The sequence below is a fragment of the Streptomyces sp. CNQ329 genome, assembly GCF_000482585.1.
Window position 1 is genome coordinate 167,876 of sequence record NZ_AXVU01000004.1, and the last position, 25,253, is coordinate 193,128.

Sequence of the window (25,253 nt, forward strand, 5' to 3'; positions counted from 1 at the left end):
GAGGAAAGCCCATGGCGAACACACCTCCCGTATCCCAACTGAGCGCGTGCCCCTCGTGCGAGGAGCCGCTGGAGGCGGGTGACCTGTTCTGCGGGGCGTGCGGCGCGGATCTCGCCGCACCCGCGCCGGCCGCACCCGCGCCGAAGGCCGCGGAGCCCGCGGCCAACCCCAACGGCGCCGCGCCCGCCGCCGCGGGTGCACCGCCCGCCGGGCAGGCCGCCCCGGCGGAGGCGCAGCGCACCGGCAGCTACCGCATCGCGGGCCCCGCGGCCGGGACGGAGACCGGCGGGGACTCCGGTGAGTTCCTGCTCGACGCGCCCGAGGAGGACCCGGAGCACTACCGTCTCGCCGAGCCGGCCGCGCCGCAGGGCGCCGATCCGCGCGCGGTGCTGGGCACGGCGGCTCCCGACGGCCCGGCCGCCGAGCCGCCCGCCGCCGGTCCCGCGCCGTCCGGACGGCGCTGCATCGCCTGCCGTACGGGCGCGATCGACACCGACGGCTACTGCGAGCGCTGCGGCCATGCGCAGCCGCGCGAACGCGACCACATGGAGCACGAGAGGGAGGGCGTCGCCGCGGTCAGCGACCGGGGTCTGCGCCACCACCGCAACGAGGACTACTTCGCCATCGCCGAGGCGTCCCTGCCCAACGGCGCCCCGGCGACCGTCGCCGTCGTCTGCGACGGCGTGTCCTCCGCCAGCCGCCCGGACGAGGCGTCCGCCGCCGCCAGCGGAAGGGCCGGCGCGTCTTTGCAGGCCGCGCTGGGCCGCGGGCTGCACCCGCAGCAGGCGATGCACGAGGCGGTGCTCGCCGCCGCCGGCGCGGTCAACGAACTGGCCGCACAGCACTCGCCACTGAGCCACCAGAACGCGCCGGCCTGCACGATCGTCAGCGCGGTGATCGCGGGCGGCATCCTGACCGTCGGCTGGATCGGCGACTCGCGCGCGTACTGGGTGCCGGACGACCGCGCCGCGCCGTCGGCCCGGCTCACCGAGGACGACTCGTGGGCGGCGCAGATGGTCGCCGCCGGGCTGATGTCCGAGGCCGACGCGTACGCGGACGAGCGTGCGCACGCGATCACCGGCTGGCTGGGCGCGGACGCGCACGAACTCGACCCGCACACGGCCTCGTTCAAGCCGGACGGTCCCGGTGTGGTGATCGTGTGCACCGACGGGCTGTGGAACTACGCGGAGGCGGCGGCGGAACTGGCGGCCGCGGTGCCGCCGGACGCCGCGACCCGGCCGCTGCACGCGGCGCAGGTACTTGTCGGCCACGCGCTGGACGGCGGGGGCCACGACAACGTAACAGTGGCGGTGCTCCCGTTCCCCGGCCCGGCGGGCGGGGCAGGCCCTTCGTGACAAAGGGGGGTCGCGAGCGGGAGTGATCCGCCACGGGGGGCGGCGCGCGTCACGTTGTCAGCCTCTCTTGCCCGGTGAATTGTCTACACGGTTCCAGCACCATCAGTGGGAGGGGACGAGATGGCCAACTTCTCGAAGTCGAACGCGCCGGAGTTCTCGGTCGAGGTCTACCAGAACGAGTATCTGCCCGAGGGCGGCCGGGAAGTGAACGCGATCGTGACCGTCGCCTCCACGGGCGGCGGCACGACGGGCGGCATGCCCCTGCCCGCCGCCGATCCCGCGCGCACGAGTTTCGGCTCCGGAGGCCCGGACGCGGGCGTCGTGATCATGGTCGACTGCTCGGGCTCGATGGACTATCCCCCCACCAAGATGCGCAATGCCCGGGACGCCACCGCCGCCGCGATCGAGACGGTACGCGACGGCGTCGCCTTCGCCGTCGTCGCCGGCACCCACGTGGCGCGCGAGGTCTATCCCGGCGGCGGCCGGCTCGCGGTCGCCGACGCCTCGACCCGTACCGAGGCCAAGGAGGCGCTGCGCAAGCTGAGCGCCGGCGGCGGTACGGCGATCGGCACCTGGCTGCGGCTCGCGGACAAGCTCCTCGGCTCCGCCGAGGTGGCGATTCGCCACGGCATCCTGCTCACCGACGGCCGCAACGAGCACGAGTCGCCGGAGGACCTGCGGGCCGCCCTGGACGCCTGCGCCGGCCGCTTCACCTGCGACGCCCGCGGCGTCGGCACGGACTGGGAGGTCAAGGAGGTCACCGGCATCGCCTCCGCGCTGCTCGGCACCGCCGACATCGTCGCCGACCCGGCCGGTCTCGCCGCGGACTTCACGCAGATGATGGAGACCGCGATGGGCAAGGAGGTCGCGGACGTGGCACTGCGGCTGTGGACGCCGCAGGGCTCGACCATAAAGTTCGTCAAGCAGGTGGCACCCACGGTCGAGGAGCTGACCGAGCGGCGTACGGAAGCCGGCCCGCGCGCCGGCGACTACCCCACCGGCTCGTGGGGCGACGAGTCCCGCGACTACCACGTCTGCGTCGAGGTGCCCCCCGCCTCGATCGGCCAGGAGATGCTCGCCGCCCGCGTCTCGCTGATCCTGCCGCGGCCCGACGGCAGCGCGCAGACCCTCTCCCAGGGCCTGATCCGGGCCGTGTGGACGGACGACATGGCGGCCTCCACCCGTATCAACGCCCAGGTCGCGCACTACACCGGACAGGCCGAACTCGCCCACGTCATCCAGCAGGGACTGGAGGACCGCAAGGCCGGTGACATGGACGGCGCCACGGCCAAACTGGGGCGCGCCGTCCAGTTGGCGAGCGCCTCCGGAAACGCGGACACCGCAAAGCTACTGTCGAAGGTGGTGGACGTGGTGGACGCGGCGAGCGGTACTGTGCGTCTGAAGGCCAAGGTCGCGGAGGCCGACGAAATGACACTGGAGACACGGTCGACGAAGACCGTCCGCGTCAAGAAATGACGAGAGTGAGACAGGGGGATCCACCGAGATGGCGACCTGCCCGAACGGTCACCCGTCAGGAGCCGAGGACTGGTGCGAGGTGTGCGGCATCCGCATGCCGGGCGCCGTCCCGCCGCCGGCCGCCCAGGTCCCGCCGCCGGGCCCGGGGGGCTACGGCTACCCCGGTCCCCCCGCCGGCGAGCCCACCCAGGCCGCGGAGCCCTGCCCGTCGTGCGGCACGCCCCGGGAGGGGCAGGCGCAGTTCTGCGAGGAGTGCCGGTACAACTTCGTCACCCAGAGCGCCCAGCCGTACGTGCCCCCGGCGACGGCCGCCGGGTTCTCTCAGGGCTTTCACCCGCAGCACCCGCAGCACCCGCAGGGGCTGACGTACCAGCCGTCGGGCCCCTCGCAGGTCCACCGAGGCCCCGAGCCGCTCGGGCCGGACACCGGTGCGGCGCAGGCACCGCCGCCTCCGCCCCCGCCGCCCGGCCCGGGTCCCGGCGTGGCCCCGCAGGCGCCGCCGGCGCAGCCGGACCCGCGCAGGGGCGGCGACTTCGTGATCACGCCGCCCAGTTCGGCGCAGCCGCCGCCGCAGCACGGGCAGCAGTTCCCCGGCCAGGGGCCGCCGCAGCAGCCGGTGGGCTGGGTGGCGGTCGTGGCGCCGGACCGGGAGTACTTCGCGGCGATGATGTCGCGCAGCGGGCCCGAGGCCCAGGGGCTGAACCTCCCGGCGTACTCGCCGGAGCAGAAGGTGCCGCTGGTCGGCCCGCAGATCGCGATCGGCCGCAAGCGCCAGTCGACGGGCGAGGTGCCGGACATCGACCTCGCCAGACCCCCGGAGGACCCGGGCGTCTCGCACAAGCACGCGATGCTCGTCGAGCAGCCGGAGGGCGGCTGGGCGGTCGTCGACCAGAACAGCACCAACGGCACGACCGTCAACGGCGCGGCCGACCCGATCCAGCCCTTCGTCCCGGTGCCGCTCAAGGAGGGCGACCGGGTGCACGTCGGCGCGTGGACGACGATCCGCATCGAGCGGGGCTAGCCGCCCGTTCACCCTGCACGACCCGGACGGCCCGGTGCAGAATCGTTCCGAGCCGGACCGCCGAAGCGATGTCGTACGGACCCCATCCCGTACGTCACCGCAGGCCCCGCACCACCCCGCCTCGACGACGAGGCACCCTCAGCGGCTGACCGGCCGGTCGCCCGCCGCGCCGTGCGGCACCAGATCGAGCTGTACCCGGTGCGTACCCACCCGGGTCGCGGACCCGCCGGCGCCCCCCTCCACCACCCCGAGCCGCAGCGACAGCCTCCCCTCGCCCGTGCGGTGCAGTTCCACGGCGAACTCCAGGCTCACCCGCTCCACCCGGAAGCGCCAGTCGCTCCGCTCCCCCTCCCGCTCCGCCTCGGCCAGCTCCCGCCGCACCTCGGCGATCGCGTCCGCCAGCCCCACCAACTCGTCGCCCCGCGCCCCGTGGGCCATCGGCGACCCCCTTTCTCCCATGACTGTGTGTCATGGAGCCGCGCCAGAGTGTAGAGGGAGGTCCGCCGGGAGCGTTATCGTCAGCGGGTATGGGGGTTCGGGCTGCGGAGGGCCACGGCTGGCGGCTGCGGCTGCGCGCCGGCGGCAGGATCCTGGGCGCGGGCATCCTCATCGCGCCGGACCGGGCCCTGACCACGGCGCACACCCTGGAGCGCGCCGACGGCACGCTGACCGCCGACTACGTCGACTACCGGGGCACCGTCGCGCCCAGCCGCGCCCGCCCGCTGCCCGGCTGCGTCAAACCCTGCGGCGCGGAGCCGGCCGACGGGGACGTGGCACTGCTCTCACTCGACCCGCCCCGCGCGGGGGTCCGCCCGGCGCCGCTGCGCCGCAACCTGCACTACACCGGCGCGAAGGTGCGTATCGGCGGCTTCCCCGAGAGGGGGGACGAGGGGTTGTGGGTACGGGCCGAGGTCGACGGCCCGTACGGCGCCTGGTGGCAGCTCACCCCGGAGAACCCGGCGATGGTCCTCGAAGCGGGCTTCAGCGGCGCGGGGGTCGCCGTCGCCCAGTTGGAGCGGATCTCGCCGGAGCCGCCGCCGGAGATCCTGGGCATGGTCGTCAGCCGGTTCTACGACGACGGGCAGGTGCCGCAGTTCGAGAAGCGGCACGGGCACATGATCCCGCTGTACCGGATCGCCGAGCTGCTGCCGGAGGTGGACCGCCTGCTCGACGGGCCGGCGCCGCATGACCCCGCGCTGTCGACCCCCGTGCCGCACCACCCCGGCACGAGGATCGACGCCGGTCTCGCCGCGCGACTGGCCGACTGGGCCACGGGCTCCGGGCCGCCGGTGCTGGTCGTCACCGCCCCCGGGGGCTCCGCGCACGACCTCGCCTTCACCGCCGGTCTCGACCGTGTCGATCTCGCCCTGGACGCCGCCGGGAGCACCGCCGGCGACCTCGCGTACGCGCTCGGCGAGCGGCTGCGGCTGCCGGAGCCGTACGGCACCGACTGCACCGCCTGGCTGTGCGGCACCGGCCCGCTGCCCGCCCTGCGCGACTCCGGCCGCCGGCTCGCCCTCCCGGTGAGGGTCGCCGTGGCCGGCGCCGACCGCGCGCGCGAGCCGTCGGCGGCCCTCGGCGTGCTGGCGCAACTGGTGCGGCTGGGCGTCCGGCTGCTGGTCGTACTGCGCCGTCCCGGCGCCGGGTTCCTTGAGGAGGCGGAGCGGCGGGTGGAGTGCCCGGCACTGCGCCGCTACGCCCGCCGGCTGGTCGACAGGGTGACGGCCCTGGAGCGCGGCCGGCCGATCCCGCGGGTGGCCCCCTCCCGCAGGGCCGCGCTCACCCCGTACGACTGCGCCCGCCACCCGGTCCGGGAGCTGCGCGACCTGACCACCCGGCTGCACGCGGACATCGCGCGCCTGGAGGGCTCCTCATGACCGGCGCGGACCCGGCCGGCGCACCGGTCCGCTGCCCCCACCGGAGGTTCTCCGGCGCGGACTGCGCCGGTGAGCTGCTGCCCGGCGGCTACTGCACGCGCTGCGGCCGGCACCGCGACGGGCCGCGGCTGCCCGTGCCGGACGGCGGCCCGGCGAGGCCGCTGGAGTTGCCGGAGCTGCCGGCGAAGGACGCGGACAACTCCGTGCTCTCGGAGAACGCGCCGCTGGCGTACGGCAGGCGCTGCGGCAACAAGGCGTGCGGCGCCGCGCTGGCGCCCCCGCTGGTGGAGCCGCCGGTGCCCAACGAGGGCCACTGCCCGGCGTGCGGGCACCGTTACTCGTTCGTGCCGCGGCTGCGCGAGGGCGACGTGCTCGGACAGTACCGGGTGCGCGGCTGCCTGGCCCACGGCGGCCAGGGCTGGGTCCACCTGGCCGCCAACACCCGCCTGGACGACACCCCCGTGGCGGTCAAGGAGCTGCTGAACCGGCACGACGAGCGACTGGCCGAGCTGGCCGAGAGCGAACGCCGCTACCTCATCGCCCTCGACCACCCGGACATCGTGCGGATCCTCGACTACCTGCGTGAGGAACGCGGAGGCGGGGAGCAGCCGATGAACTACATCGTCATGGAGTACGTCGGCAGCAACACCCTGGAGCAGATCATCAGGGAAGTGCGGCGCGGTAAGCGCCGGCTCGACATCGAAGAGGTTCTCACCTACGGCTGCCGGATCCTCGACGCGCTCGGCCACCTGCACCGGCGCCAGGAGCCCATCGGGCCCCTGGCGTACTGCGACATGAAGCCGTCCAACGTCATCCACTACCGGAACGGCCTGAAGGTCATCGACCTCGGCGGCGTCCGGCGCATCGGCGAGCGCACCGCGCCCGCAGTCACCGAGGGCTTCGCCGCCCCCGAGGTCGACCGCACCGGGCCGACCGTCGCACATGACCTGCACACCGTCGGCCGTACGCTCCAGGAACTGGCCCGCTTCGCCGCCACCGGCGACATTCCCGGCACGGGCATCACCTCCTTCCGGTACGCGGTGGAGTGCGCCACGGCGGTGCAGCCGGACGACAGGTTCGCCTCCGCCGCCGAGATGAGCGAGCAACTGCGCGGTGTGCTGCGGGAGATCCGGGCGCTGCGCACCAAGCAGGACCGGCCGGAGCCGTCCACCCTGTTCGAGCCGACCCGCCGGCTGCTCGACGGCGGGCTCGGCACGCTGCCGTCGATCGACCGCTGGCTGGCGCGCACGACGCCCCGGCGGCGCGCGCGGCCGGTGTCGGAGCCGCTGGACGCCGGGCCGCCGAAGGCGGGCGACGTGGCGCTGGCGCTGCCGGTACCGGGCCCGCATCCGTCGGACGAGCAGCGCAGCCTGTTCCGGCTGTCGACGTACGACCCGGACCGCGAGCTGCAGCAGCCGGACGAGCGGTCCGCGGAGATCTGCTTCCACAACGTGCGGCTGCACCTGCGGAAGACGACGGCGCCCGACCTGACGAAGGCGGAGGAGGAGCTGGCCGAGGCGCGGCGGATCCTGGCCGACAGCCCGCACCGGGCCTGGCAGACGGAGTGGTACGAAGGACTGCTCGACCTGGTACGCGCGCAGAACGCCGCGGACGGGGCCGCCGCAGACGGGGCCGCCGCGGACACCACCCCCGGGGGTGAGGGGGACGCGGCCCACGAGAAGTCACCCGAAGTGGTGGCGCTGGACAGGGCGTACGGCCACTTCGAGGCGGTCTACCGGAGGCTGCCCGGCGAGTACGCACCGAAGCTGGCGCTCGGCTACTGCGCCGAGCGGCTGGCGGGCGCCGGCGCGCGCGCGGCGTCCGGGCGGACACCGGAGGAGCTGCACCGGATCGCCGCCGACCACTACCGCGCCGTCTGGTCACGCAACCGCATGCAGGGCAACGGCGCCTTCGGCCTGGCCCGGCTGGCGCTCGCCCGCGGCAGCCGGGCGGACGCGGTGCAGGCGCTGCGGAAGATCCCGGAGGACTCCCCCGACTACGACGCCGCGTGGATCGCGAGCGTGCGGGTGGAGGCCGCGCGGCTCAGGCAGTGCGACCCGGCGCTGCCGACGCTGCGGGACATCGGCAGGGCCCGGCACAGGCTGGCCGACGCGGCGAGGAAGAAGAAGAACGCGCCACGTCATCTGGGGCCGGAGCACGGGCTGTTGCTGGAGGCGGAGCTGCTGGAGTGGGCGCTGGACCTGGTCACGGGACCCGGCGCGGACGACGCGGACGGCACGCATGACGCGCACGACACGGACGGCACGGACGACGCGACCGGCTTCTCCTTCGGCGAGCTCTTCGGCGACACGTACCACCCCCGCGCCGGGGAGCGCCCCCTGCCCCGCGTCCTGCCGGCCCGCCGGGCCGCGCGCCCCGACTCTCCCGAGTGGGGCATCCGGCTGCTGCTCGCGGCCTGCTACCGGAAGCTCTCCCGGCAGCGCCGGGACGGCGACCGCGCCAAGCTCGTCGAGCTGCACCACGCGGTCCGCCCGCCCACCCTCGCCTGAGCGCACACCGCCCGACCCGCCGACTGGAGGCGAACCCGATGGACACGCTGCGGTTCGGCGTCGCGTTCGCGGACGCCGCGGAGGCGCGGCACCGGCTGCGCGCCGACGTGGCCGTGCACACCGTCGACACCACCGTGGAGGTCACCGCGGAGTCCGCGGGCGGACCGGCCCCGGCCCCCGCGGACACCGGCGTCATCGTGGCCCTGGACTTCGCGCCGGGGCGGCTGACGGAGACCCGCGAGGCGGTGGCCGCGGCGATCAGGGCGGTGCCCGACGGCATGGCGTACGCCGTGCTGCACGGCGGCGGCGAGCCGCAGATCCGCTATCCGTACGACGACCGCGAAGTCTGGGCGTACGCGAACGACGGCAACCGGGGCACAGCGATCTTCGAGGCCGAGCGGCTGCTGCCCGCCGAGGGCGCGGAGGCCGCGGGCCGCGGTACCGGCGGCTACGCGGCGTGGCTCGACGCCGCCCGCGCCCATCTCGCCCGCGAGCCGCGCCAGATCGCTCACCTGCTCATGATCACTGACGGCCACGGACACGACGACGGCCGCCTCGACGACGCGATCGGCGCCTGCACCGACGTGCTGACGTGCGACGTCATCGGCGTCGGCGGCGACTGGGAGCCGGTGCTGCCGACCCGTATCGCGAGCAGGCTGCACGGCACGGCCGAGCTGGCGGAGGACGCCGGGCGGCTCGACGCCCGGCTCGCGGAGATCACCGGCCGGCTGCGGTCGGCCCGCATGGCGGCGGTGCCGATCGAGGTGTGGCTGCGCACCGGTGTGACGCTGCGGTCCTTCCGCGAGGCCGCCCCGGTCAGCCGGGAGCTGCGGCCTGACCGGCCGCAGGCGGGGGCGGACCCGTGGCGGCACGTCTTCACCACCCGGCTGTGGGACGCCGGCGTCCGCCGCTACATCCTGTCGGTCGAGGCCCGCCCGGGCGGCGATCCGGCTTCCGGCCGGGACGCGGACCCGCTCGACACCGACCTGCTGCTGGCCCGGATCGCGCTGTGCCCGGGGCTCGCCGCGCTGCCGGAGCGGGCCGCGGCGACGGTACGGGTGCGCTGGTCGTACTCCGCCGCGGGCCCCTACGGGACGCTGGCCGGGGTACGGGCCGGCGGCCCCAGCACGGCGTACCGGCTGCGCGACCGGCTGGCCGACGTCTTCAACGCGGGATGCACCGCCGTCTCCCGCCGCGACCTGCGCGCCGCGGAGGCGGCGCTCGGCGAGGCGGCACGGCTCGCGTACGCACTGCAGGACCTGGACTTCCTCGACCACGACCTGAACCGCGTCGCCGAGGTGCTCGACGCGCGCAACGGCGTCGTGCGGGTCCGGACCGGCGCCACCGTCGACCGGACGGGGCTGCTGCGCAGCCGGCTGTCGCGCGGGCAGCACCGGCCGCTGGACCTCCCCCCGGCCGCGCCGGCGGCGGCCGTCCCCTGCCCCGACCCGGCCTGCACCCGGCACTCCACCGCCGCGGCCGTCTTCTGCGTCGCCTGCGGCACCCGGCTGCCGGCCGGCGGGAGACCGCGGTGAGAGCGCGGCTGCTGCGGCTCGCCGGCGCGCTGCTGTTCCCGCAGACCGTCAAGTACCGGCTGCTGCGCCATCTGACGGCGATCCTGGTGCTCGGCGTGGTCGGCGGCACCGCGCTGCTCGTGTCGTACGACGGGGTGCACCGGGTGCCCGCGGAACTGCAGGCGCGCTCGGTGCTCGCGGTGCAGGACGCGGTGGCGTTCCGCACGGCGCTGAAGGAGGCGGACACGCAGGCGCACCGCTCGTACGTGGACGGGCTCATGGACACGGTGGGGCCCGGCGAGCGCTACCGGCAGCAGAGCGGCGCCGCCCGCCAGGCGCTGTCGCGGCTGTCCGACCGGCAGATCGACGGCGACCGCGGGCGCCGGGCCGTCGAGGTGATGAACGTGCTCCACAACTCGTACCAGGAGGCCATAGCCGAGGCGGAGCACGCCCGGGGGCCGGAGAACCGGCTCATGCGGGAGCAGAACCTGCGCGAGGCCCGGACCGTGCTGTACCGGGACCTCACCGGCATCCTGCCGCGGCTCGCCGAACTCCAGAAGCACCAGCTCGCGCACGTCCGGGACCAGACGGACGTGAGCGCCGCGGAGAAGGCGGGCTGGATCGTCGCCGTGGCGGCGCTGCTGGTGCTGGCGCTGGTGGTGGGGCTGGCCTGGCGGGTGCTGTGGCGGCAGTGCGGGCGGCTGTTCAGCGGCTGGCTGGCCGTGGCCCTCGTGCTCATCGGCGTCCTCGCCGCGGTGCCGCTCGCGGCGACCGACGACACCCAGGACAAGCTGGACACCGTCCGCGCCGCCCTGGTGCACCTCGACCGCACCGACGACCGGGACCGTATCGTCGCCGGCGCCGCCACCGTCCGCGACACCATCGCGTCCACCTCGACGGCCGCCCGCGCGATGCCGTGGCTGGCGGCGGGCTGCGGGCTCGCCGTCCTCTGCGCCGCCGGCGGACTGCTCCGGCGCCTCTACGCCGACTACGGAAGGGACTGACCGTGCCCCGGACGCCCCGGCTGCGCCGGGCCCTCGTGACGACCGCTCTCGCCGCCCTGCTCGCCGGCTGCGTCGGCGGCCAGCCGCCCGTCGACGAGGCGGCGGACCGCCCGGTCACGGTGCTCGGGCCGTGGACCGGCACTCAGGAGGACACCTTCGAGGAGCTGCTGGACAGCAAGGGCTTCGACTACGTCTACCAGGGCACCGCCGCCCAGCGCGAGGTGCTGCTCTCCCAGGTGCTGGCCGGCACCCCGCCCGACATCGTGATCATGCCGGGCACGGGCGAGCTGGCGGAGTACGCCGCCGAGGGCCGGCTGGAACCCCTCGACGGCCGGGGGCTGTACGAGCCCGCGCACTACGGGGCGCCGTGGACTCCGCGGGCCACCGGGGTGTCCGGCAGGCGCGTGTACTGGGTGCCGGTGCGCGCGGCGCTGAAGAGCATCGTCTGGTACCGGGCGGCCAGCGGCAGGCCGGAGTCCGTCGCGGCCGGGGAGTGGTGCGTGGGCATGGGCGACGACGGCGCCGCGGGCTGGCCCGGCAGCGACTGGATCGAGGACCTGCTGCTCCAGACCGCCGGGCCGCGGACGTACGCGCGCTGGGCGCGCGGCGAACTGGAGTGGACGGCGGACGCCGTCGTCCGGGCATGGACGGCCTGGGGCACGCTGATGAAGGCGGGCGGGGCCGGCCCTCCGCGCTGGGCGCTGCTCAACGACTACCGGGGTGCCGCCGGCGAGGACGGGCTGCTGTTCGGCGGACGGGCGGAGACCGACGAACGGTGCGTGGCCGAGCACCAGGGCTCGTTCGCCCGCGACCTGTACGGGGACGCGGCCGGCCGCGCGGACTACACGCCCTCGACCCCGTACCTGCCGGGTGCGACGGTGCCGCGCGGGCGCGAGGTGAGCGGGGACTTCGCGGCGCTCTTCGACGACCGGGCCAAGGCCCGGGAGGTGCTGCGGTTCCTCGCTTCCGAGGAGGGTCAGCGGGCCTGGGCCGGGATCTCGAAGTCGCCGGTCTTCAGCGCCAACGCGGCCCGGGGCGGCACGAGCATGTCGGGTCCGGACGATCCGGTGACGCTCCGGATCGTCCGCGATCTGGAGGACACCGCGCTGCCGCGCTGTCTGGACGCCTCCGACGTGATGCCGCCCGCGGTGCGCGACGCGTTCTGGGACGCCGCGCTGCAGTACCTCGCCGCGGACGGCCTTGATCCGCTGCCGTGGCTGCACGACATCCAGCGGGTGCAGGAGTTCGAGAAGCGGCGACCGTGGATGACGGGAGTCTGCGGCTGACCCTTCCCGTACCCGCCCCCTCCGCTCTCCCGTACCGGCCGCGAACTGCACGAACGGCACCCCCGCCTCTCCCGGAACCGCCGCTGCGCGGTTAGGGTCGGCCCCATGACCGCCTCGATATCCGTCACCGGCCTGCGCAAACGCTACGGCGACGTGTGCGCGGTCGACGGCGTGAGCTTCGAGGTCCGCGAGGGCGAGTTCTTCGGGCTGCTGGGGCCGAACGGCGCCGGCAAGACCACCACCCTGGAGATGGTCGAGGGCCTGCGCCGCCCCGACGAGGGCAGCGCGGTGCTGCTCGGCGAGCCGTCCTGGCCGCGCAACCCGGCGCTGCTGCGGCGCGTGGGCGTCCAGCTCCAGGCGTCGGCGTTCTTCGAGAAGCTGACCGCCCGCGAGCAGATCCGCACCTTCGCCTCCCTCTACGGCATCGGCGACGAGCGGGCCGACGCGATGCTCGCCGAGGTCGGCCTCACCGAGAAGGCCGGTACCCGCGAGGACAAGCTCTCCGGCGGCCAGGCGCAGCGGCTGTCGATCGCCTGCGCGCTCGTCCACGACCCCGAACTGGTCTTCCTCGACGAGCCCACCACCGGCCTCGACCCGCAGGCCCGGCGCAACCTGTGGGACCTGCTGCGCGGCATCAACGACGCGGGCCGCACGGTGGTGCTGACCACGCACTACATGGACGAGGCCGAGGTGCTCTGCGACCGCGTCGCGGTGATGGACGCGGGCCGTATCCTGCGCGTCGGTGCGCCCGCCGAGCTGGCCGCGGAGCTGGACGTGGACTCGCTGGAGGACGTGTTCCTGCAGTTGACCGGGCGGGAGTACCGCGAGTGAAGCCGTTCGTCAGCCTGTCGAAGGCCATGGCGCTGGGGCTGCTGCGCGACCGCGCCTCGGTGTTCTTCATCCTGATCTTCCCGCTGATGTTCCTGGCCCTGTTCGGCGTGCTCTTCAAGGACGCGGGCATCTCGCGCGCCACCGTGGTGCAGGTCGGGGCCGTCGAGGTCTTCGACGACATGCCGGCGAAGGCGCGGGCCGGCCTCGACGACGTGCTGGAGATCGAGAAGTCCGGGGACCGGGCCGGGGCGCTCAGGAAGGTGCGCGACGGCGATGCCGACGCCGCCGTGTGGGAGGAGCCCGGCGGCAGGGTGCAGATGCGCGTCTCGGCCGCCGACCCGGTGCAGGCGGGCAGCGTGGCCGGGGTGCTGCGGTCCGTGGTGGACCAGGCCAGCATCGCGGCGACCGGGCAGGAGCCCGCGTACACGCTCACCGGCGGGCAGGTCGAGGACGAATCGCTGCAGGCCATCCAGTACTTCACCCCCGGGCTGCTGGGCTGGGCGGTGGCGATGGGCGGGGTGTTCAGCGCCTCACTCGGGCTGGTCAACTGGCGCAAGAAGCGCATCCTGCGCCGGCTGTGGCTGGCGCCGGTGCGCGCCGGCCCGGTGATCTCCGCCCGCCTGGGGGTCAACATGCTGCTGGCCTTCGGCCAGACCGCCGTCTTCCTGCTGGTGGCCACGGTGCCGTATTACGGGCTGAAGCTGACCGGCGACTGGTGGCTGGTGATCCCGCTGATGGCCTGCGGCAGCCTGGCGTTCATGTCGATCGGCTTCGCGATCGGCGCGTGGGCGAAGACCGAGGACGCCGCGAACGGGCTGGCGCAGATCGTGGTGCTGCCGATGGCCTTCCTGTCCGGATCGTTCTTCCCGCTCGACGAGGCCCCGCCGTGGGTGCGGACGGTCTCCGAGGCGCTGCCGCTGAAGCACCTGGTGCAGGCGACGCAGGACGTGCTCACGCGCGGCGGGAGCTGGTCGGACGCGTTGCCGGCGATGGGCCTGCTGCTGCTGACGGCGGCGGTGTTCACGGCGCTGGCGCACCGGCTGTTCCGCTGGGACGCCGCGTAGCCGGCGGCCGGGGTCCTACGACTTCGGTCCTCGGCCGGGCGGGATGAGACGATGGAGAGGATGAAGGAGATTCCAGTGGGACCGCCGCCGCCGGGGACGTTCTACGAGCAGGTGGGCGGCGAAGAGACGTTCCGCCGCCTCGTCCGCCGGTTCTACGAGGGCGTGGCGGAGGATCCGCTGCTGCGCCCGATGTACCCCGAGGAGGACCTCGGCCCGGCGGAGGAGCGGCTGACGCTTTTCCTCATGCAGTACTGGGGCGGCCCGCGCACGTACAGCGAGGAACGCGGCCATCCGCGGCTGCGCATGCGGCACGCGCCGTTCGCGGTGGACCGCGCGGCACACGACGCCTGGCTGCGCCACATGCGTACGGCGGTGGACGAGCTGAAGCTGCCCCCGGCGCAGGAGAAGCAGCTCTGGGACTACCTGGTGTACGCGGCGGCCTCGATGGTCAACACCCCCGGCTGACCGCCGCCGGGTCGGCCGTGCCGGAGCAGGCCGCGGGAGTTCGCTTCCCCCGGGTATGACGGCGCGTCAGCCCGCGATCTCCACGGCGTCCTCGTCGCCGCCCGGCGCTGCGCCGGTGGCGCGGGTGCGGCCGTGATCGGCGGTGGCAGCCGGTCACAATCGGGTCAATTTCCTCCTTCTTTCGCTACCGCGTGCGAATGCACTCTGACAGCATCCAGACAAATCGACGGTGGCGTCTGGGGGATGCGTGACGGGGTTCGTTCTGCTGCGGGCGCGCGCCCACCGGCTGCTCCTCACCGCCGCCCTCCTCGCCGTGGTGCTCACCACCGCGGTGCTGGCCACGCTCGCCGCCTTCTCCGGCACCGTCGGCGACGCCGCGCTGCGCCGCACGCTGGCGGGTGACGCGGCGGCCGACGCGGCACTGACCCTGGAGGTCCCGTATCTGACGGGCGCGGACCGTGCGGCGGCGGGCAAGGCGGTCGAGGCGCACGCGCACGACGCCTTCGCGGGGCTGCCGGTACGGGTACAGAGCCTGGACCGCTCGGGCCCGTACGAGCTGCCGCGCCGGCTCCAGCCGCCGGCGGCGCGGGCCGGGGAGGACCCGGACCTGACGCATCTGGGAGCACTGGAGCGCTCGGAGGTCGCCCTGGCCGCGGGCCGCTGGCCCGGGGCGGCGGACGAGGCACCGGACTCCGCGGACACGCCGGGTGCTCCGGGCGGCGGCGCGGTGCCGGTCGCCGTGCCGCAGATCGCCGCGGACCGGCTCGGCCTCGCCCCCGGCGACACCCTCACCCTCGCCGGCCGCGGGGACGACGACCCCCCGCTGCCCGTCGAGATCACCGGCGTCTACCGCCCCCGCGACCGCAACGCCCCCTACTGGCTCGCCGACGAACTCCGTGGCAAGGGCGTCCAGCAGGGCGGTTACACCACCTACGGCCCCCTCCTCGCCGACCCGGGCTCCTTCGCCTCCGGCCGCGTGGCGCAGGCCGCCGGCGCGTGGGTGCTGCGCGGCGACTTCGGCACGGTGACGGCCGGCCGCGCGGACGCCCTGCGCGCCTCGGTGAAGAAGGCGTCCGGCGCGCTCGCGGACGAGCCGGTCTTCGACGGCCGCGCGGTGGTCGCCACCCGGCTGCCGCAGCTCCTCGACGGCACCGAACGGGCCCTGCTCGTCAGCCGGTCGACGCTGGTGATCGTCGCGCTGCAGCTCGTGCTGCTCGCCGGGTACGCGCTGATGCTCGTCGCCCGGCTGCTCGGCGCGGAGCGCCGCGGTGAGACGGACCTGCTGCGCGCCCGCGGCGGCTCGCGGCAGCGCATCGGCGCCCTGACCGCCGCCGAGTCGCTGCTCCTCGCCCTGCCCGCCGCGATCGCCGCCCCGCTGCTCGCCGGGCCGCTGATCCGGCTGCTGTCCGCGCGGGGCCCGCTGGAGCGGGCCGGGCTGACCCCGGACTCCGCGGCGGGCCACGGCACCTGGCTGGTCGCCGCCGGCTGCGCGCTGGGCTGCGCGGCGGCCGTCGTCGCGCCGACGCTGCTGCGCGGCGGCGGCGACGGGGTGCTGTCCGCGGGCCGCACGGTACGGGCCCGGCCGCTGCCCGCGCCGCTGCGGGCGGGCGCCGACGGGGCGCTGCTGGTGGTGGCGGGCGTGGCGTACTGGCAGTTGGACCGGCAGACCTCCGGCAGCGGCGCGCTCAGCGGCGACCGCTCCGGCACGCTGGGCATCGACCCGGTGCTGGTCGCCGCGCCCGCGCTGGCGCTGCTGGCCGGCACGGTGCTGACCCTGCGCCTCCTGCCACCCGTCGCCCGGCTCGCGGAGCGCCGCGCGGTGGCGGGCCGGGGGCTGCCCTCGGCACTGGCCGGCTGGCAGTTGAGCCGCCGCCCGCTGCGGGGCGCGGGGCCCGTACTGCTACTGGTGCTGGCGGTGGCGATCGGGATGCTGGCGCTGGCCCAGGGCGCCTCGTGGGACCGCTCGCAGCGCGACCAGGCGGACTTCCACGCGGGCACGGACGTACGTGTCCTGACCAGCCGGCTTCCCGAGATGGGCCAGGGCGGCATGCTGGAGGAGGTCCCGGGCGTCGCCGCCGCCGCCCCGGCGGCCCGCTGGGGGATGAGCCTCTCGGGCGGCGAGTCGGCGGAGGTGCTGGCCCTGGACACCGCCCGGGCGGCGCAGGGCCTGCGCCTGCGGCCGGACCTGGCGGCCGGCACAGAGAGCGCGGACCTGCTGCGCAGGCTGGCTCCGGAGTCTGCGGAGGGGCGGCGGAAGCCGGCCACGGGCTCGGCGGACGCGGACCCCGCCGCGTACACCGCGGGCGGCACGACGCACCCCGCCGCCCGCGCGGATCACGCCGTGCGCGCCCCCGCCCCGGACGGCGAACGCGCCGCGCCGGACCGGGCGGTCCCGGCCGCGCCGCGCACCGGCGGCGCAGCAGCCCCCGCCGCCCTCGCGGAGCAGACCGCGCGCGCCGGAGGGCTCCGACTGCCCGGGTCGCCCGGGGAGGTGCGGGTCGTGGCCCGGCTCGGCGCCGGTGCCGGTGCGGGCGGGCGCGCCGCGGTGACCCTGCTCGTCGGGGACCGGTACGGGGCCGCGTACGAGCTGCCCGCCGGCGACCTGCCCGCGGACGGCCGTACGCACACCCTCACCGCCGACGTCGCCGCCGCCTCCGGCGCCCCCGACGGCCGGCCCGCGGGGCCGCTGCGGCTGACCGGGCTCCGGCTCGTGCACCCGCAGCCGGAGGACGGCGGGAAGCGGCGGTTCGACGTCGAGCGCGTCGAGGTCGCCAGGCCCCTCGGCGGCGACGGCGAGGACGCCGGGGTCCGCGAGGTGCCCGTGCCCGACGGGTTCACCTGGCACGGCCGCGCGGTCTCCGATCCCGAGGCGCTGCCCGAGGAGACCGCCGCCGCGGTCGTCGGCCGGCCGCGCACCACCGGCGGTTCGGCGCTCTCCGTGCGCTACGACACCGGCGACCAGACCTACGACACCTGGAGCGGGCCGCCCCTGGTGACCCTCACCGTCACCGCCGCGCGCGCCCCCCACCCCGCCGCTCACCGCGCTGGCCACCGACGAGATGCTGGGATCCACCGGCGCGAAGGTCGGCGACACGCTCAGCGTCCCCGTGCCCGGCGGCAGCCTGTCCGTGAAGATCATCGGGGCGGTGCGGGAGCTGCCGACCACCGGCCCCGGCTCCCCCGCCGCCACCGCGGAGCCGTCACGCGCCACGTTCGGCGGCGCGCTGCTCCTCGACCTGCCCACCGCCAACGCCGCGCTCACCCAGCGCGGCCTGGCCACGCTGCCGCTCTCCGAGTGGTGGCTGACGACGCGGCCCGGCGAGACCGGCACCACCGTCGCCGCGCTGCGCGACCGCGCCGACACCGACCCCGGCAACGTCCTCGTACGCGACGAACTCGCCGACGAACTCGGCAGCGACCCGCTCGGTGCCGGGCCGCAGGCCGCGCTCGCCGCCACCGCCGTCGCCGCGGCGGTGCTGGCGGCGCTCGGCTTCGCCGTCAGCGCGGCGGCGTCCGTACGCGAGCGCACCCGCGAGTTCGCGGTGCTGCGCGCACTCGGCGCCCCCCAGCGGCAGTTGGCGCGTACGTTCGCGGCCGAGCAGAGCGTGCTCATCACGCTCGCGCTGGCCGCCGGGACGCTGCTCGGCTGGGCGCTGGCCCGCGCCGTCATCCCGCTCATCACCCTCACCGGCCGGGCCGCGCAGCCGGTGCCGCCGGTGGTGGTGGAGCTGCCGGCGGGGTCCGTGGCGGGCCTGCTGGCGGCGGTCGCGGTCGTCCCCGTCCTCATCACCGTCTTCGTCGCGCTGCGCCGCGGCGACCCGGCGACGGCACTGCGTCTGGGAGGCGAGTGACATGCCGCCCACACGAGCCGCGGCCCGACCGGCCACGCACACCCCGGGAGGTCGGTGACATGCCCGCCGCGCAGAACCCGCGGGACCCGCAGAACCCGCCGGAGACGCAGGAGTCGGCGGAGAGCCCGGACGCCCCCGCCGCGGCGAAGGCCCCCGGCGCCGCCCCCTGGGTGCGGACCCGGCTGCGGGCCGCACCCGCCGGTGCGGTCGCGGTCGCGCTGCTCGTGCTCGTCACCGCCTTCCTCACCGCCGCGTTCCCGCGCGGCGTCGACACCTACGAGGACCGTGAGGCCCGCCGCCTGATCGACGGTGCCACGGCCGCCGAGCGCACCGTGGCGCTGACCGCGCAGCCGGACCCGGAGACGAGGTTCGAGGTCCAGGCCGAGTCGATGACCGGGCGGGCCGTCGAGCGGTTCACGGCGCCGGTGCTGCGGGAGTTCCGCGACCCGCTGCGGGCGGAGCGCGGGCAGGTCTCGTACGGCGTGCGGACCGGGCCCGTGCTCGTCACGGACGACCCGTGGCTGCCGAAGACCGGCGGGCAGCGCCCCGAGGTGCAGCTCGACGCGCGCGCCGGGGTCGAGGAGCACGCCCGGGTCGTCGAAGGACACCTGCCCGGGCCGACGCCGTTCGGGGCCGGGAACACCGGCGACGTCGTCTTCGAGGCCGCCGTCTCCGCCGCCACCGCGGACAAGCTGCACCTGCGCGTCGGCTCCCGCGTCCACATCCCGCGCTCCGAGGGCACCGTCGTCGTCCGGGTCACCGGCATCGTCGAGCCGAAGGCGCCGGACGGCGACTACTGGTCCGTCGACCCGCTCCTGCGCACGCCCGAACTGCGCCAGAAGCCGGAGTCGCTGGATCCGAAGCGCTACTGGGCCGCCGCCTTCCTCCTCCACCCCGACAGCGGCCCCGCGCTCTTCGCCGGGACGCAGTCGTTCGGCCCGTCCTTCGAGGACGGGGGCACCTCGCCGTACTGGAACGTGCCCGTGGCCGGCGGTGCGCTCCGCGGCCGGAACGTCACCGCCGTGCTCGACGCCCTGTCGGCCCTCCAGGAGGGCCCCGGCTTCGAACGGCTCGCCGGGCGGACCACCGGCACGCTCGACATCTCCACCGGCGTCACCGGGCTGCTCGCCGGCTACACCGGGATACGCGAGGCCGTCACGCCCGTCGTGGCCGTCGCCGCCTTCGGCGTCGGCGCCGTCGCCACCGTGGTGCTGTGCATGAGCGGCGGCCTCGCGGCCTCCCGGCGCCGCGGCGAGCTGGCGCTGCTCCGCTCCCGCGGAGGCTCCCTGCGGGGCATCGCCCGCCGCCTCCTCGCCGAGAACGCCGCGGCCGTGCTGCCCGCCGCCGCGGCCGGCTACGGCCTCGCCGCCCTGCTGCTGCCCGGCGGGCGGCACGGGCCCGCGCTGCTCGCGGCGGGCGCGACGGCGGCGGTGGCCCTGTGCGCGCTGCCGGTCCTCGCGGTGGCCGCCGTCCGCCGGCCGCGGCCCCCGGTCCGCACCGACCTGATCCGGGCGCGGCCCTCGCGGCAGCGGCTGGTCGCGGAGCTGACGGCGGTGGCGCTGGCGGTGGGCGCCCTGGTGGCGCTGCGCCGCCGGGGCGGCGCGGAAGGCGGCGCCGACGCGCTGGTCAGCGCGGCGCCCGTGCTCGTCGGGGTGGTCGCCGCGGCCGTGTTCGTACGCCTCTACCCGCTGCCGCTGCGGCTGGCCGCACGCCCGGCCGCGTGGGCGCGCGGGGCACTCGGCTTCCTGTCGCTGGCCCGCGCCGGGCGCGCCCCGGCGGCGTCCGCCCTGCCGCTGCTGGCGCTGCTCGTGGCACTGACCACCGCGTCGTTCGGCGGCTCGGTGCTCGCGGGCGTGGCCGACGCCCGCCGGACGGCCTCGCTGCACACCGTCGGCGGCGACGCCCGCCTCACCTCGGCCGCGCCGCTGCCCGGCGGGATCGCCGCGCAGGCGGAAGAGATCGACGGCGTACGGCACGTGGCCGCGGTGAGCACCGAGAGCGGGCTCCAGGTCATCGGGCTGAGCGGCGAAGTCACGCTGCTGACGGTCGACGCCGGCGCGTACGCGCGGCTCAGCGAGGACCTGGGCCTCGGCCCGTTCGACGCCGGCCGGCTGCGGGACGAGGGCGGCGGCCGGGCGGTGCCCGCGCTCGTCTCGCCGGCCGTCGCCGACCTGATCGGCGACGGCACCCTGGGGCTGCAGTCGTCCCGGGGCCGGATCACGGCCGAGGTCGCCGCGGTACGGCAGGTGACGCCGGCACTGACGGGCGGCGAGTTCGCCGTGGTGGACGCCGAGAGCGTGGCACGGCATCTGCCCGGCACCGAGGCGGTGACCGAGGCCCGTCCCGACACGCTGCTGCTGTCCGCCGACGGCGGCGGCCCGGACCGCACCGCGCTGCGCTCCCTGGCCCGGGACTCCGCGCCCGGCGCCACCCTGATGCTGCGCGACGACGTGACGGACGACCTGGCCGCCTCGGAGCTCCAGCGCGGCGCGGAGCGGCTGTACGCGGTGGCCGCCGTCGCCGCCACCGGCTACGCCCTGCTCGCCGTGCTGCTGTCGCTGCTGCGGGCCGCCCCCGAGCGCGTCGCCCTGCTGGCCCGGCTGCGCACGATGGGGTTCAGCCGGCGGCACGGGCGGCGGCTGCTGGTGCTGGAGGCGCTGCCGCAGTTGGTGGCGGCCGGTCTGGTCGGCGCGCTGGCGGGGCTGGTCACCGTACGGCTGCTGGGTCCCGGCATCGACCTGAGCGCGCTTGCGCTGGGCGACGAGAGCCCGGACCTGCTCGGCGCCGGCGGGGCGGAGCTGCGGGCGGACCCGCTCGCGCTGGCGCTGCCGTCGGTGGCGGTGCCGGGGCTGGCGCTGGCGGCGGTGCTGGTGCAGGCGTGGTGGGGCGGCAGACGGCGGGCGGTCCAGGAACTGCGTGCCGGTGAGAGGGAGTGAGATGGCCCAGACGCGAGAGGGCACGGGCGGTATGAGGAGCAGCGGTACGACCCTGGAGGACCTGGAGCGGCGGGCGGCGGAGCAGCGCGCCACACCGGCGTACGGGCACGACGCGCTGATCTCCTGCGACCAGCTCGTGCGCATCTTCCGCACCGACGGGGTGGAGGTGCAGGCGCTGCAGGGCCTCGACCTGCTCGTCGCGGACGGCGAGCTGCTGGCCCTGGTCGGTGCCTCCGGCAGCGGCAAGTCGACCCTGCTCGGCATCCTCGCCGGCCTCGACGTCCCCACCGCGGGCACCGCCACGGTCGCCGGCTTCGACCTGCTGGCGATGGACGCGCGGTCGCGGCTGCGCTACCGCCGGGAGGTCGTGGGCTTCGTCTGGCAGCAGACCGCGCGCAACCTGCTGCCGTACCTGACCGCCGTGCAGAACGTCGTGCTGCCGATGCAGCTCAGCGAGGGCGGCGGCGGCCGGCACGCCCGCCGCCGCCGGGTGGCGTTCGCCGAGGACCTCCTCGGTCTCCTGGGCCTCGCCGACTGCCGCGACCGCCGCCCGCAGCAGATGTCCGGGGGCGAACAGCAGCGCGCGGCGATCGCCGTGGCGCTGGCCAACTCCCCCGCGGTGATCCTGGCGGACGAGCCGACGGGCGAGCTGGACTCGGCGACGGCGGAGCAGATCTTCGCCGCCTTCCGCACGGCGAACGAGGAGCTGGGCACGACGATCGTCATCGTCACCCACGACCAGGCGGTGGCGACGCAGGTCCGGCGCACGGTCGCGATCCGCGACGGCCGGATGGCCTCGGAGGTGGTGCGGCGCACGGAGGTCGACGCGACCGGCCGGGAACGGGTGGTGGCCCGCGAGTACGCGGCGGTCGACCGCACGGGCCGCCTGCAACTGCCGCAGCAGTACACCCAGGCCCTGGACATCCGCGACAGGGTGGTCCTGGACCTGGAGGAGGACCACATCAGGGTCACCCCGGACCGGGAGGGCAAGGAGTAGGGGCCCGACCGGTCACGGGGCGGCTTCGCGGGAGCCCGCCCCGGCCGGCCCGGGTCAGACCGGGGTGACGCCCAGGCGGCCCAGGCCGCCCTGGCGGCGCAGCGCCACCGAGCCGTAGGGGGTGCGCAGGCGCAGCCAGTTGCCCGCCGCCAGCAGCACCGGGCCGGCCGGGTCCCGGGTACCGGGCAGGAGGCCGAAGACCCGGGCGGCGTGGGCGGCGCGCAGCGGGAGGGGGGTCTCGCCCAGCGGGCGGCTCCAGATGTCGCCGCCTATGCGGTCCACCTCAGCCCGCGTCCGCTTCTCCTCCGGCAGCGCCTCCACCCGGGACTTGAACTCCTCGACCCCCGCCACCACAGCGACCCGCAGCTCCTCCGGCGACGGCAGCCCGGCCACCGGCTCCCAGCCGCCCCGCGGCGGCAGCAGCCCGGCCCAACCGGGCCCGCTCACCGGCTGCGGCAACGCCACGGCCAGCTCACCGCCTGCCGGCGGGGACCCGGCGCCGGTGTCGGCGGGCAGCCCGCCGCCGCCCTGCCCTGCCCCCGGGTCCGCGGCGCCGCCCGCGCCGCCCGCGCCGCCCGCTCCGGCGCTCGCCGCAGCGTCGATCGCCTCGGCCAGCTCGCCGGCCGACACCGTCTCGTCCAGCTCCGCCGCCGCCGTCAGCAGCGCCGTACGGACCACGATCACCTCCAGCGCCGGCGCGTGCCCGAAGACGGCCAGCGCCGCCGCCCCGGTCCCGCCGCCCGCGCCGGATGCCACCCGCAGCCGTACCGCCGCGCCCTTGTCGTACCGCAACAGCCGCCCCAGGAACACCGTCAGGCCCTCCGCCTGCCGTCCCTCGGCGAACACCAGCCGCCGCGTCATGCCGCCGCTGCCTCTCCCGGCTCACGCCGCGCGCCCCGGCCCGCGGGCGGCGGCCCCAGGTACTTCTCCAGGAACGCCCGCTCCGCATCCGTGATCCGCCGCGGGCGGCCGGTTTCGAAGTCGAACGGGACGATGACCGTCGACGCCTGCGCGTACACCGCGCCGCCGTCCTCCGGCCCGTCCTTCACCTCGTACGCCAGCGTCGCCGCCGCGGCCCGGATCTCGGTCACCCACACCTCGACGGTCACGGGCTCGTACCGGTGCACGAGCTGGCGCCGGTAGTCGATCTCGTGCCGGGCCACGACCGACCCGCCCGCGAAGGACGTGCCGCCGCCGGCGGCGTCCCCTCCTTCGGCAGGCGCCAGCCGGAACATGAAGTCGATCCTGGCCTCCTCCAGATAGCGGAGGAACTCCACGTTGTTGACGTGGCCGTAGGCGTCCATGTCCGCCCACCGCAGCGGGCAGCGGTAGACGTGCCGGGCCTCGTCAGCCACGGGTGAGCTTCTTGTACGTGGCGCGATGCGGGCGCGCGGCGTCCGGGCCGAGCCGCTCGATCTTGTTCTTCTCGTACGACTCGAAGTTGCCCTCGAACCAGAACCACTTGCTGTCGCCCTCGTACGCCAGGATGTGCGTCGCGATGCGGTCCAGGAACCAGCGGTCGTGGGTGATGACCACGGCGCAGCCGGGGAACTCCAGCAGCGCGTTCTCCAGCGAGGACAGGGTCTCGACGTCGAGGTCGTTGGTCGGCTCGTCGAGCAGCAGCAGGTTGCCGCCCTGCTTGAGGGTGAGCGCGAGGTTGAGGCGGTTGCGCTCACCGCCCGAGAGGACGCCCGCGGGCTTCTGCTGGTCCGGGCCCTTGAAGCCGAAGGCGGACACGTACGCCCGCGAGGGCATTTCGACCTGGCCGACGTTGATGTAGTCGAGGCCGTCGGAGACGACCTCCCATAGCGTCTTCTTGGCGTCGATGTTCCCGCGGGACTGGTCGACGTAGCTGATGTTCACGGTGTCGCCGACCCGGATGCTGCCGGAGTCCGGCTTCTCCTGGCCGAGGATCATCTTGAACAGGGTCGTCTTGCCGGCGCCGTTGGGGCCGATGACACCGACGATGCCGTTGCGCGGGAGCGTGAACGACAGGTCCTCGATGAGCAGCTTCTCGCCGAAGCCCTTGCTGAGCTTCTCGACCTCGACGACGACGTTGCCCAGACGCGGGCCCGGCGGGATCTGGATCTCCTCGAAGTCCAGCTTGCGCATCTTCTCGGCCTCGGCCGCCATCTCCTCGTAGCGGGCGAGACGCGCCTTGGACTTCGCCTGCCGGCCCTTGGCGTTGGAGCGGACCCACTCCAGCTCTTCCTTCAGGCGCTTCTGCCGCTTGGCGTCCTTCTGGCCCTCGACCTTCAGCCGCGCGGCCTTGGTCTCCAGGTACGTGGAGTAGTTGCCCTCGTAGGGGTAGGCCCGGCCGCGGTCCAGCTCCAGGATCCAGCCGGCGACGTTGTCGAGGAAGTACCGGTCGTGGGTGATGGCCACGACGGTGCCCTCGTACTGCGCGAGGTGCTGCTCCAGCCAGGCGACGGACTCGGCGTCGAGGTGGTTGGTGGGCTCGTCGAGGAGGAGGAGGTCGGGAGCCTCCAGCAGCAGCTTGCAGAGCGCGACACGGCGGCGCTCGCCGCCGGAGAGGTTGGTGACGGGCCAGTCGCCGGGCGGGCAGCCGAGGGCGTCCATGGCCTGTTCGAGCTGGGCGTCGAGGTCCCAGGCGTTCGCGTGGTCCAGCTCCTCCTGGAGCTTGCCCATCTCCTCCATCAGCTCGTCGGTGTACTCGGTCGCCATCTGCTCGGCGATCTCGTTGAACCGGTCGAGCTTGCCCTTGGTGGCGGCGACGCCCTCCTGGACGTTTTCGAGGACGGTCTTGTCCTCGCTCAGCGGGGGCTCCTGGAGCAGGATGCCGACGCTGTAGCCGGGCGAGAGGAACGCGTCGCCGTTCGACGGCTGCTCCAGACCGGCCATGATCTTGAGCACGGTGGACTTCCCGGCTCCGTTGGGGCCCACGACACCGATCTTGGCGCCGGGCAGGAAGTTCAAGGTGACGTTGTCAAGGATGACCTTGTCGCCGTGCGCCTTGCGTGCCTTGCGCATGGTGTAGATGAACTCAGCCAAGAGAAACCGTCCGGCAGATCCGAGGTGGGCAGATGCACCCATCTTGCCGCACGC

The 25,253-nt window shown here is 75.5% G+C and carries 17 protein-coding genes and 1 pseudogene; 14 read left to right on the plus strand and 4 right to left on the minus strand.

All coding sequences use genetic code 11. From position 1 onward, the window contains the following. Positions 1-11: 11 nt before the first annotated feature. The 3 genes from I003_RS0103265 (at position 12) to I003_RS0103275 (ending at position 3,852) form a co-directional block, all read left to right on the plus strand. Positions 12-1,355, plus strand: coding sequence for a protein phosphatase 2C domain-containing protein (locus I003_RS0103265; protein WP_027770183.1), 1,344 nt, complete (start codon positions 12-14; stop codon positions 1,353-1,355). 120 nt (positions 1,356-1,475) lie between these two features. Next, entirely contained in the window at positions 1,476-2,831 is a 1,356-nt protein-coding gene (locus I003_RS0103270) for a VWA domain-containing protein (protein ID WP_027770184.1), read from the plus strand. A gap of 79 nt (positions 2,832-2,910) precedes the next feature. Further along, positions 2,911-3,852 (plus strand): FHA domain-containing protein, encoded by a 942-nt coding sequence (locus tag I003_RS0103275; protein WP_037719955.1) that lies wholly within the window; start codon positions 2,911-2,913, stop codon positions 3,850-3,852. Between the two features lie 138 nt (positions 3,853-3,990). Here the strand turns inward: I003_RS0103275 and I003_RS0103280 are convergent, their stop codons facing one another. Next, positions 3,991-4,290, minus strand: coding sequence for a trypco2 family protein (locus tag I003_RS0103280; protein ID WP_027770186.1), 300 nt, complete (start codon positions 4,288-4,290; stop codon positions 3,991-3,993). Between the two features lie 89 nt (positions 4,291-4,379). Here I003_RS0103280 and I003_RS0103285 point away from each other — a divergent pair, with 89 nt between their 5' ends. From I003_RS0103285 to I003_RS0103335, 11 genes and pseudogenes are all read left to right on the plus strand, one after another. After that, positions 4,380-5,729, plus strand: coding sequence for a trypsin-like peptidase domain-containing protein (locus I003_RS0103285; RefSeq protein ID WP_027770187.1), 1,350 nt, complete (start codon positions 4,380-4,382; stop codon positions 5,727-5,729). Beyond that, on the plus strand, positions 5,726-8,239 hold the full coding sequence (locus I003_RS0103290) for a tetratricopeptide repeat protein (RefSeq protein ID WP_027770188.1): 2,514 nt from the start codon (positions 5,726-5,728) through the stop codon (positions 8,237-8,239). Before I003_RS0103285 ends, I003_RS0103290 begins: the two co-directional genes overlap by 4 nt. 38 nt (positions 8,240-8,277) lie before the next feature. Then, positions 8,278-9,774 (plus strand): VWA domain-containing protein, encoded by a 1,497-nt coding sequence (locus tag I003_RS0103295; protein WP_027770189.1) that lies wholly within the window; start codon positions 8,278-8,280, stop codon positions 9,772-9,774. Then, positions 9,771-10,757, plus strand: coding sequence for a hypothetical protein (locus tag I003_RS0103300; RefSeq protein ID WP_027770190.1), 987 nt, complete (start codon positions 9,771-9,773; stop codon positions 10,755-10,757). The genes I003_RS0103295 and I003_RS0103300 overlap by 4 nt, the downstream gene beginning before the upstream one ends. 2 nt (positions 10,758-10,759) lie before the next feature. Further along, a complete protein-coding gene (locus I003_RS0103305; RefSeq protein WP_027770191.1) occupies positions 10,760-12,043 on the plus strand; it encodes an ABC transporter substrate-binding protein in 1,284 nt (427 codons plus the stop codon). A gap of 105 nt (positions 12,044-12,148) precedes the next feature. Beyond that, positions 12,149-12,874 carry an ABC transporter ATP-binding protein gene (locus tag I003_RS0103310; protein ID WP_027770192.1) on the plus strand — a complete coding sequence of 242 codons (726 nt, stop codon included), beginning with the start codon at positions 12,149-12,151 and terminating at the stop codon, positions 12,872-12,874. Then, positions 12,871-13,938 carry an ABC transporter permease gene (locus tag I003_RS0103315; RefSeq protein WP_027770193.1) on the plus strand — a complete coding sequence of 356 codons (1,068 nt, stop codon included), beginning with the start codon at positions 12,871-12,873 and terminating at the stop codon, positions 13,936-13,938. The genes I003_RS0103310 and I003_RS0103315 overlap by 4 nt, the downstream gene beginning before the upstream one ends. A gap of 60 nt (positions 13,939-13,998) precedes the next feature. Next, a complete protein-coding gene (locus tag I003_RS0103320) occupies positions 13,999-14,403 on the plus strand; it encodes a globin (RefSeq protein ID WP_027770194.1) in 405 nt (134 codons plus the stop codon). Between the two features lie 247 nt (positions 14,404-14,650). Beyond that, positions 14,651-18,254: pseudogene (locus I003_RS31400) on the plus strand (ABC transporter permease). A 59-nt stretch (positions 18,255-18,313) separates the two neighbouring features. Continuing rightward, positions 18,314-21,190 (plus strand): ABC transporter permease, encoded by a 2,877-nt coding sequence (locus I003_RS0103330; RefSeq protein WP_027770195.1) that lies wholly within the window; start codon positions 18,314-18,316, stop codon positions 21,188-21,190. A 1-nt stretch (position 21,191) separates the two neighbouring features. Further along, positions 21,192-22,187, plus strand: a complete 996-nt coding sequence (locus I003_RS0103335; protein WP_051368070.1) for an ABC transporter ATP-binding protein — start codon at positions 21,192-21,194, stop codon at positions 22,185-22,187. A gap of 54 nt (positions 22,188-22,241) precedes the next feature. On the opposite strand, the gene I003_RS0103340 is transcribed toward I003_RS0103335, so the two are convergent. Genes I003_RS0103340 through ettA form a run of 3 tightly spaced genes read right to left on the minus strand, consistent with a single transcriptional unit; the run spans position 22,242 to position 25,199 of the window. Then, on the minus strand, positions 22,242-23,048 hold the full coding sequence (locus I003_RS0103340) for a DUF8185 domain-containing protein (RefSeq protein ID WP_027770197.1): 807 nt from the start codon (positions 23,046-23,048) through the stop codon (positions 22,242-22,244). Next, the gene (locus tag I003_RS0103345; protein WP_027770198.1) at positions 23,045-23,542 is read right to left on the minus strand and encodes a thioesterase family protein; all 498 of its coding nucleotides are present in this window, start codon (positions 23,540-23,542) and stop codon (positions 23,045-23,047) included. The genes I003_RS0103340 and I003_RS0103345 overlap by 4 nt, the downstream gene beginning before the upstream one ends. Further along, positions 23,535-25,199 carry an energy-dependent translational throttle protein EttA gene (gene ettA, locus I003_RS0103350; RefSeq protein ID WP_027770199.1) on the minus strand — a complete coding sequence of 555 codons (1,665 nt, stop codon included), beginning with the start codon at positions 25,197-25,199 and terminating at the stop codon, positions 23,535-23,537. Before ettA ends, I003_RS0103345 begins: the two co-directional genes overlap by 8 nt. Positions 25,200-25,253: the final 54 nt, after the last annotated feature.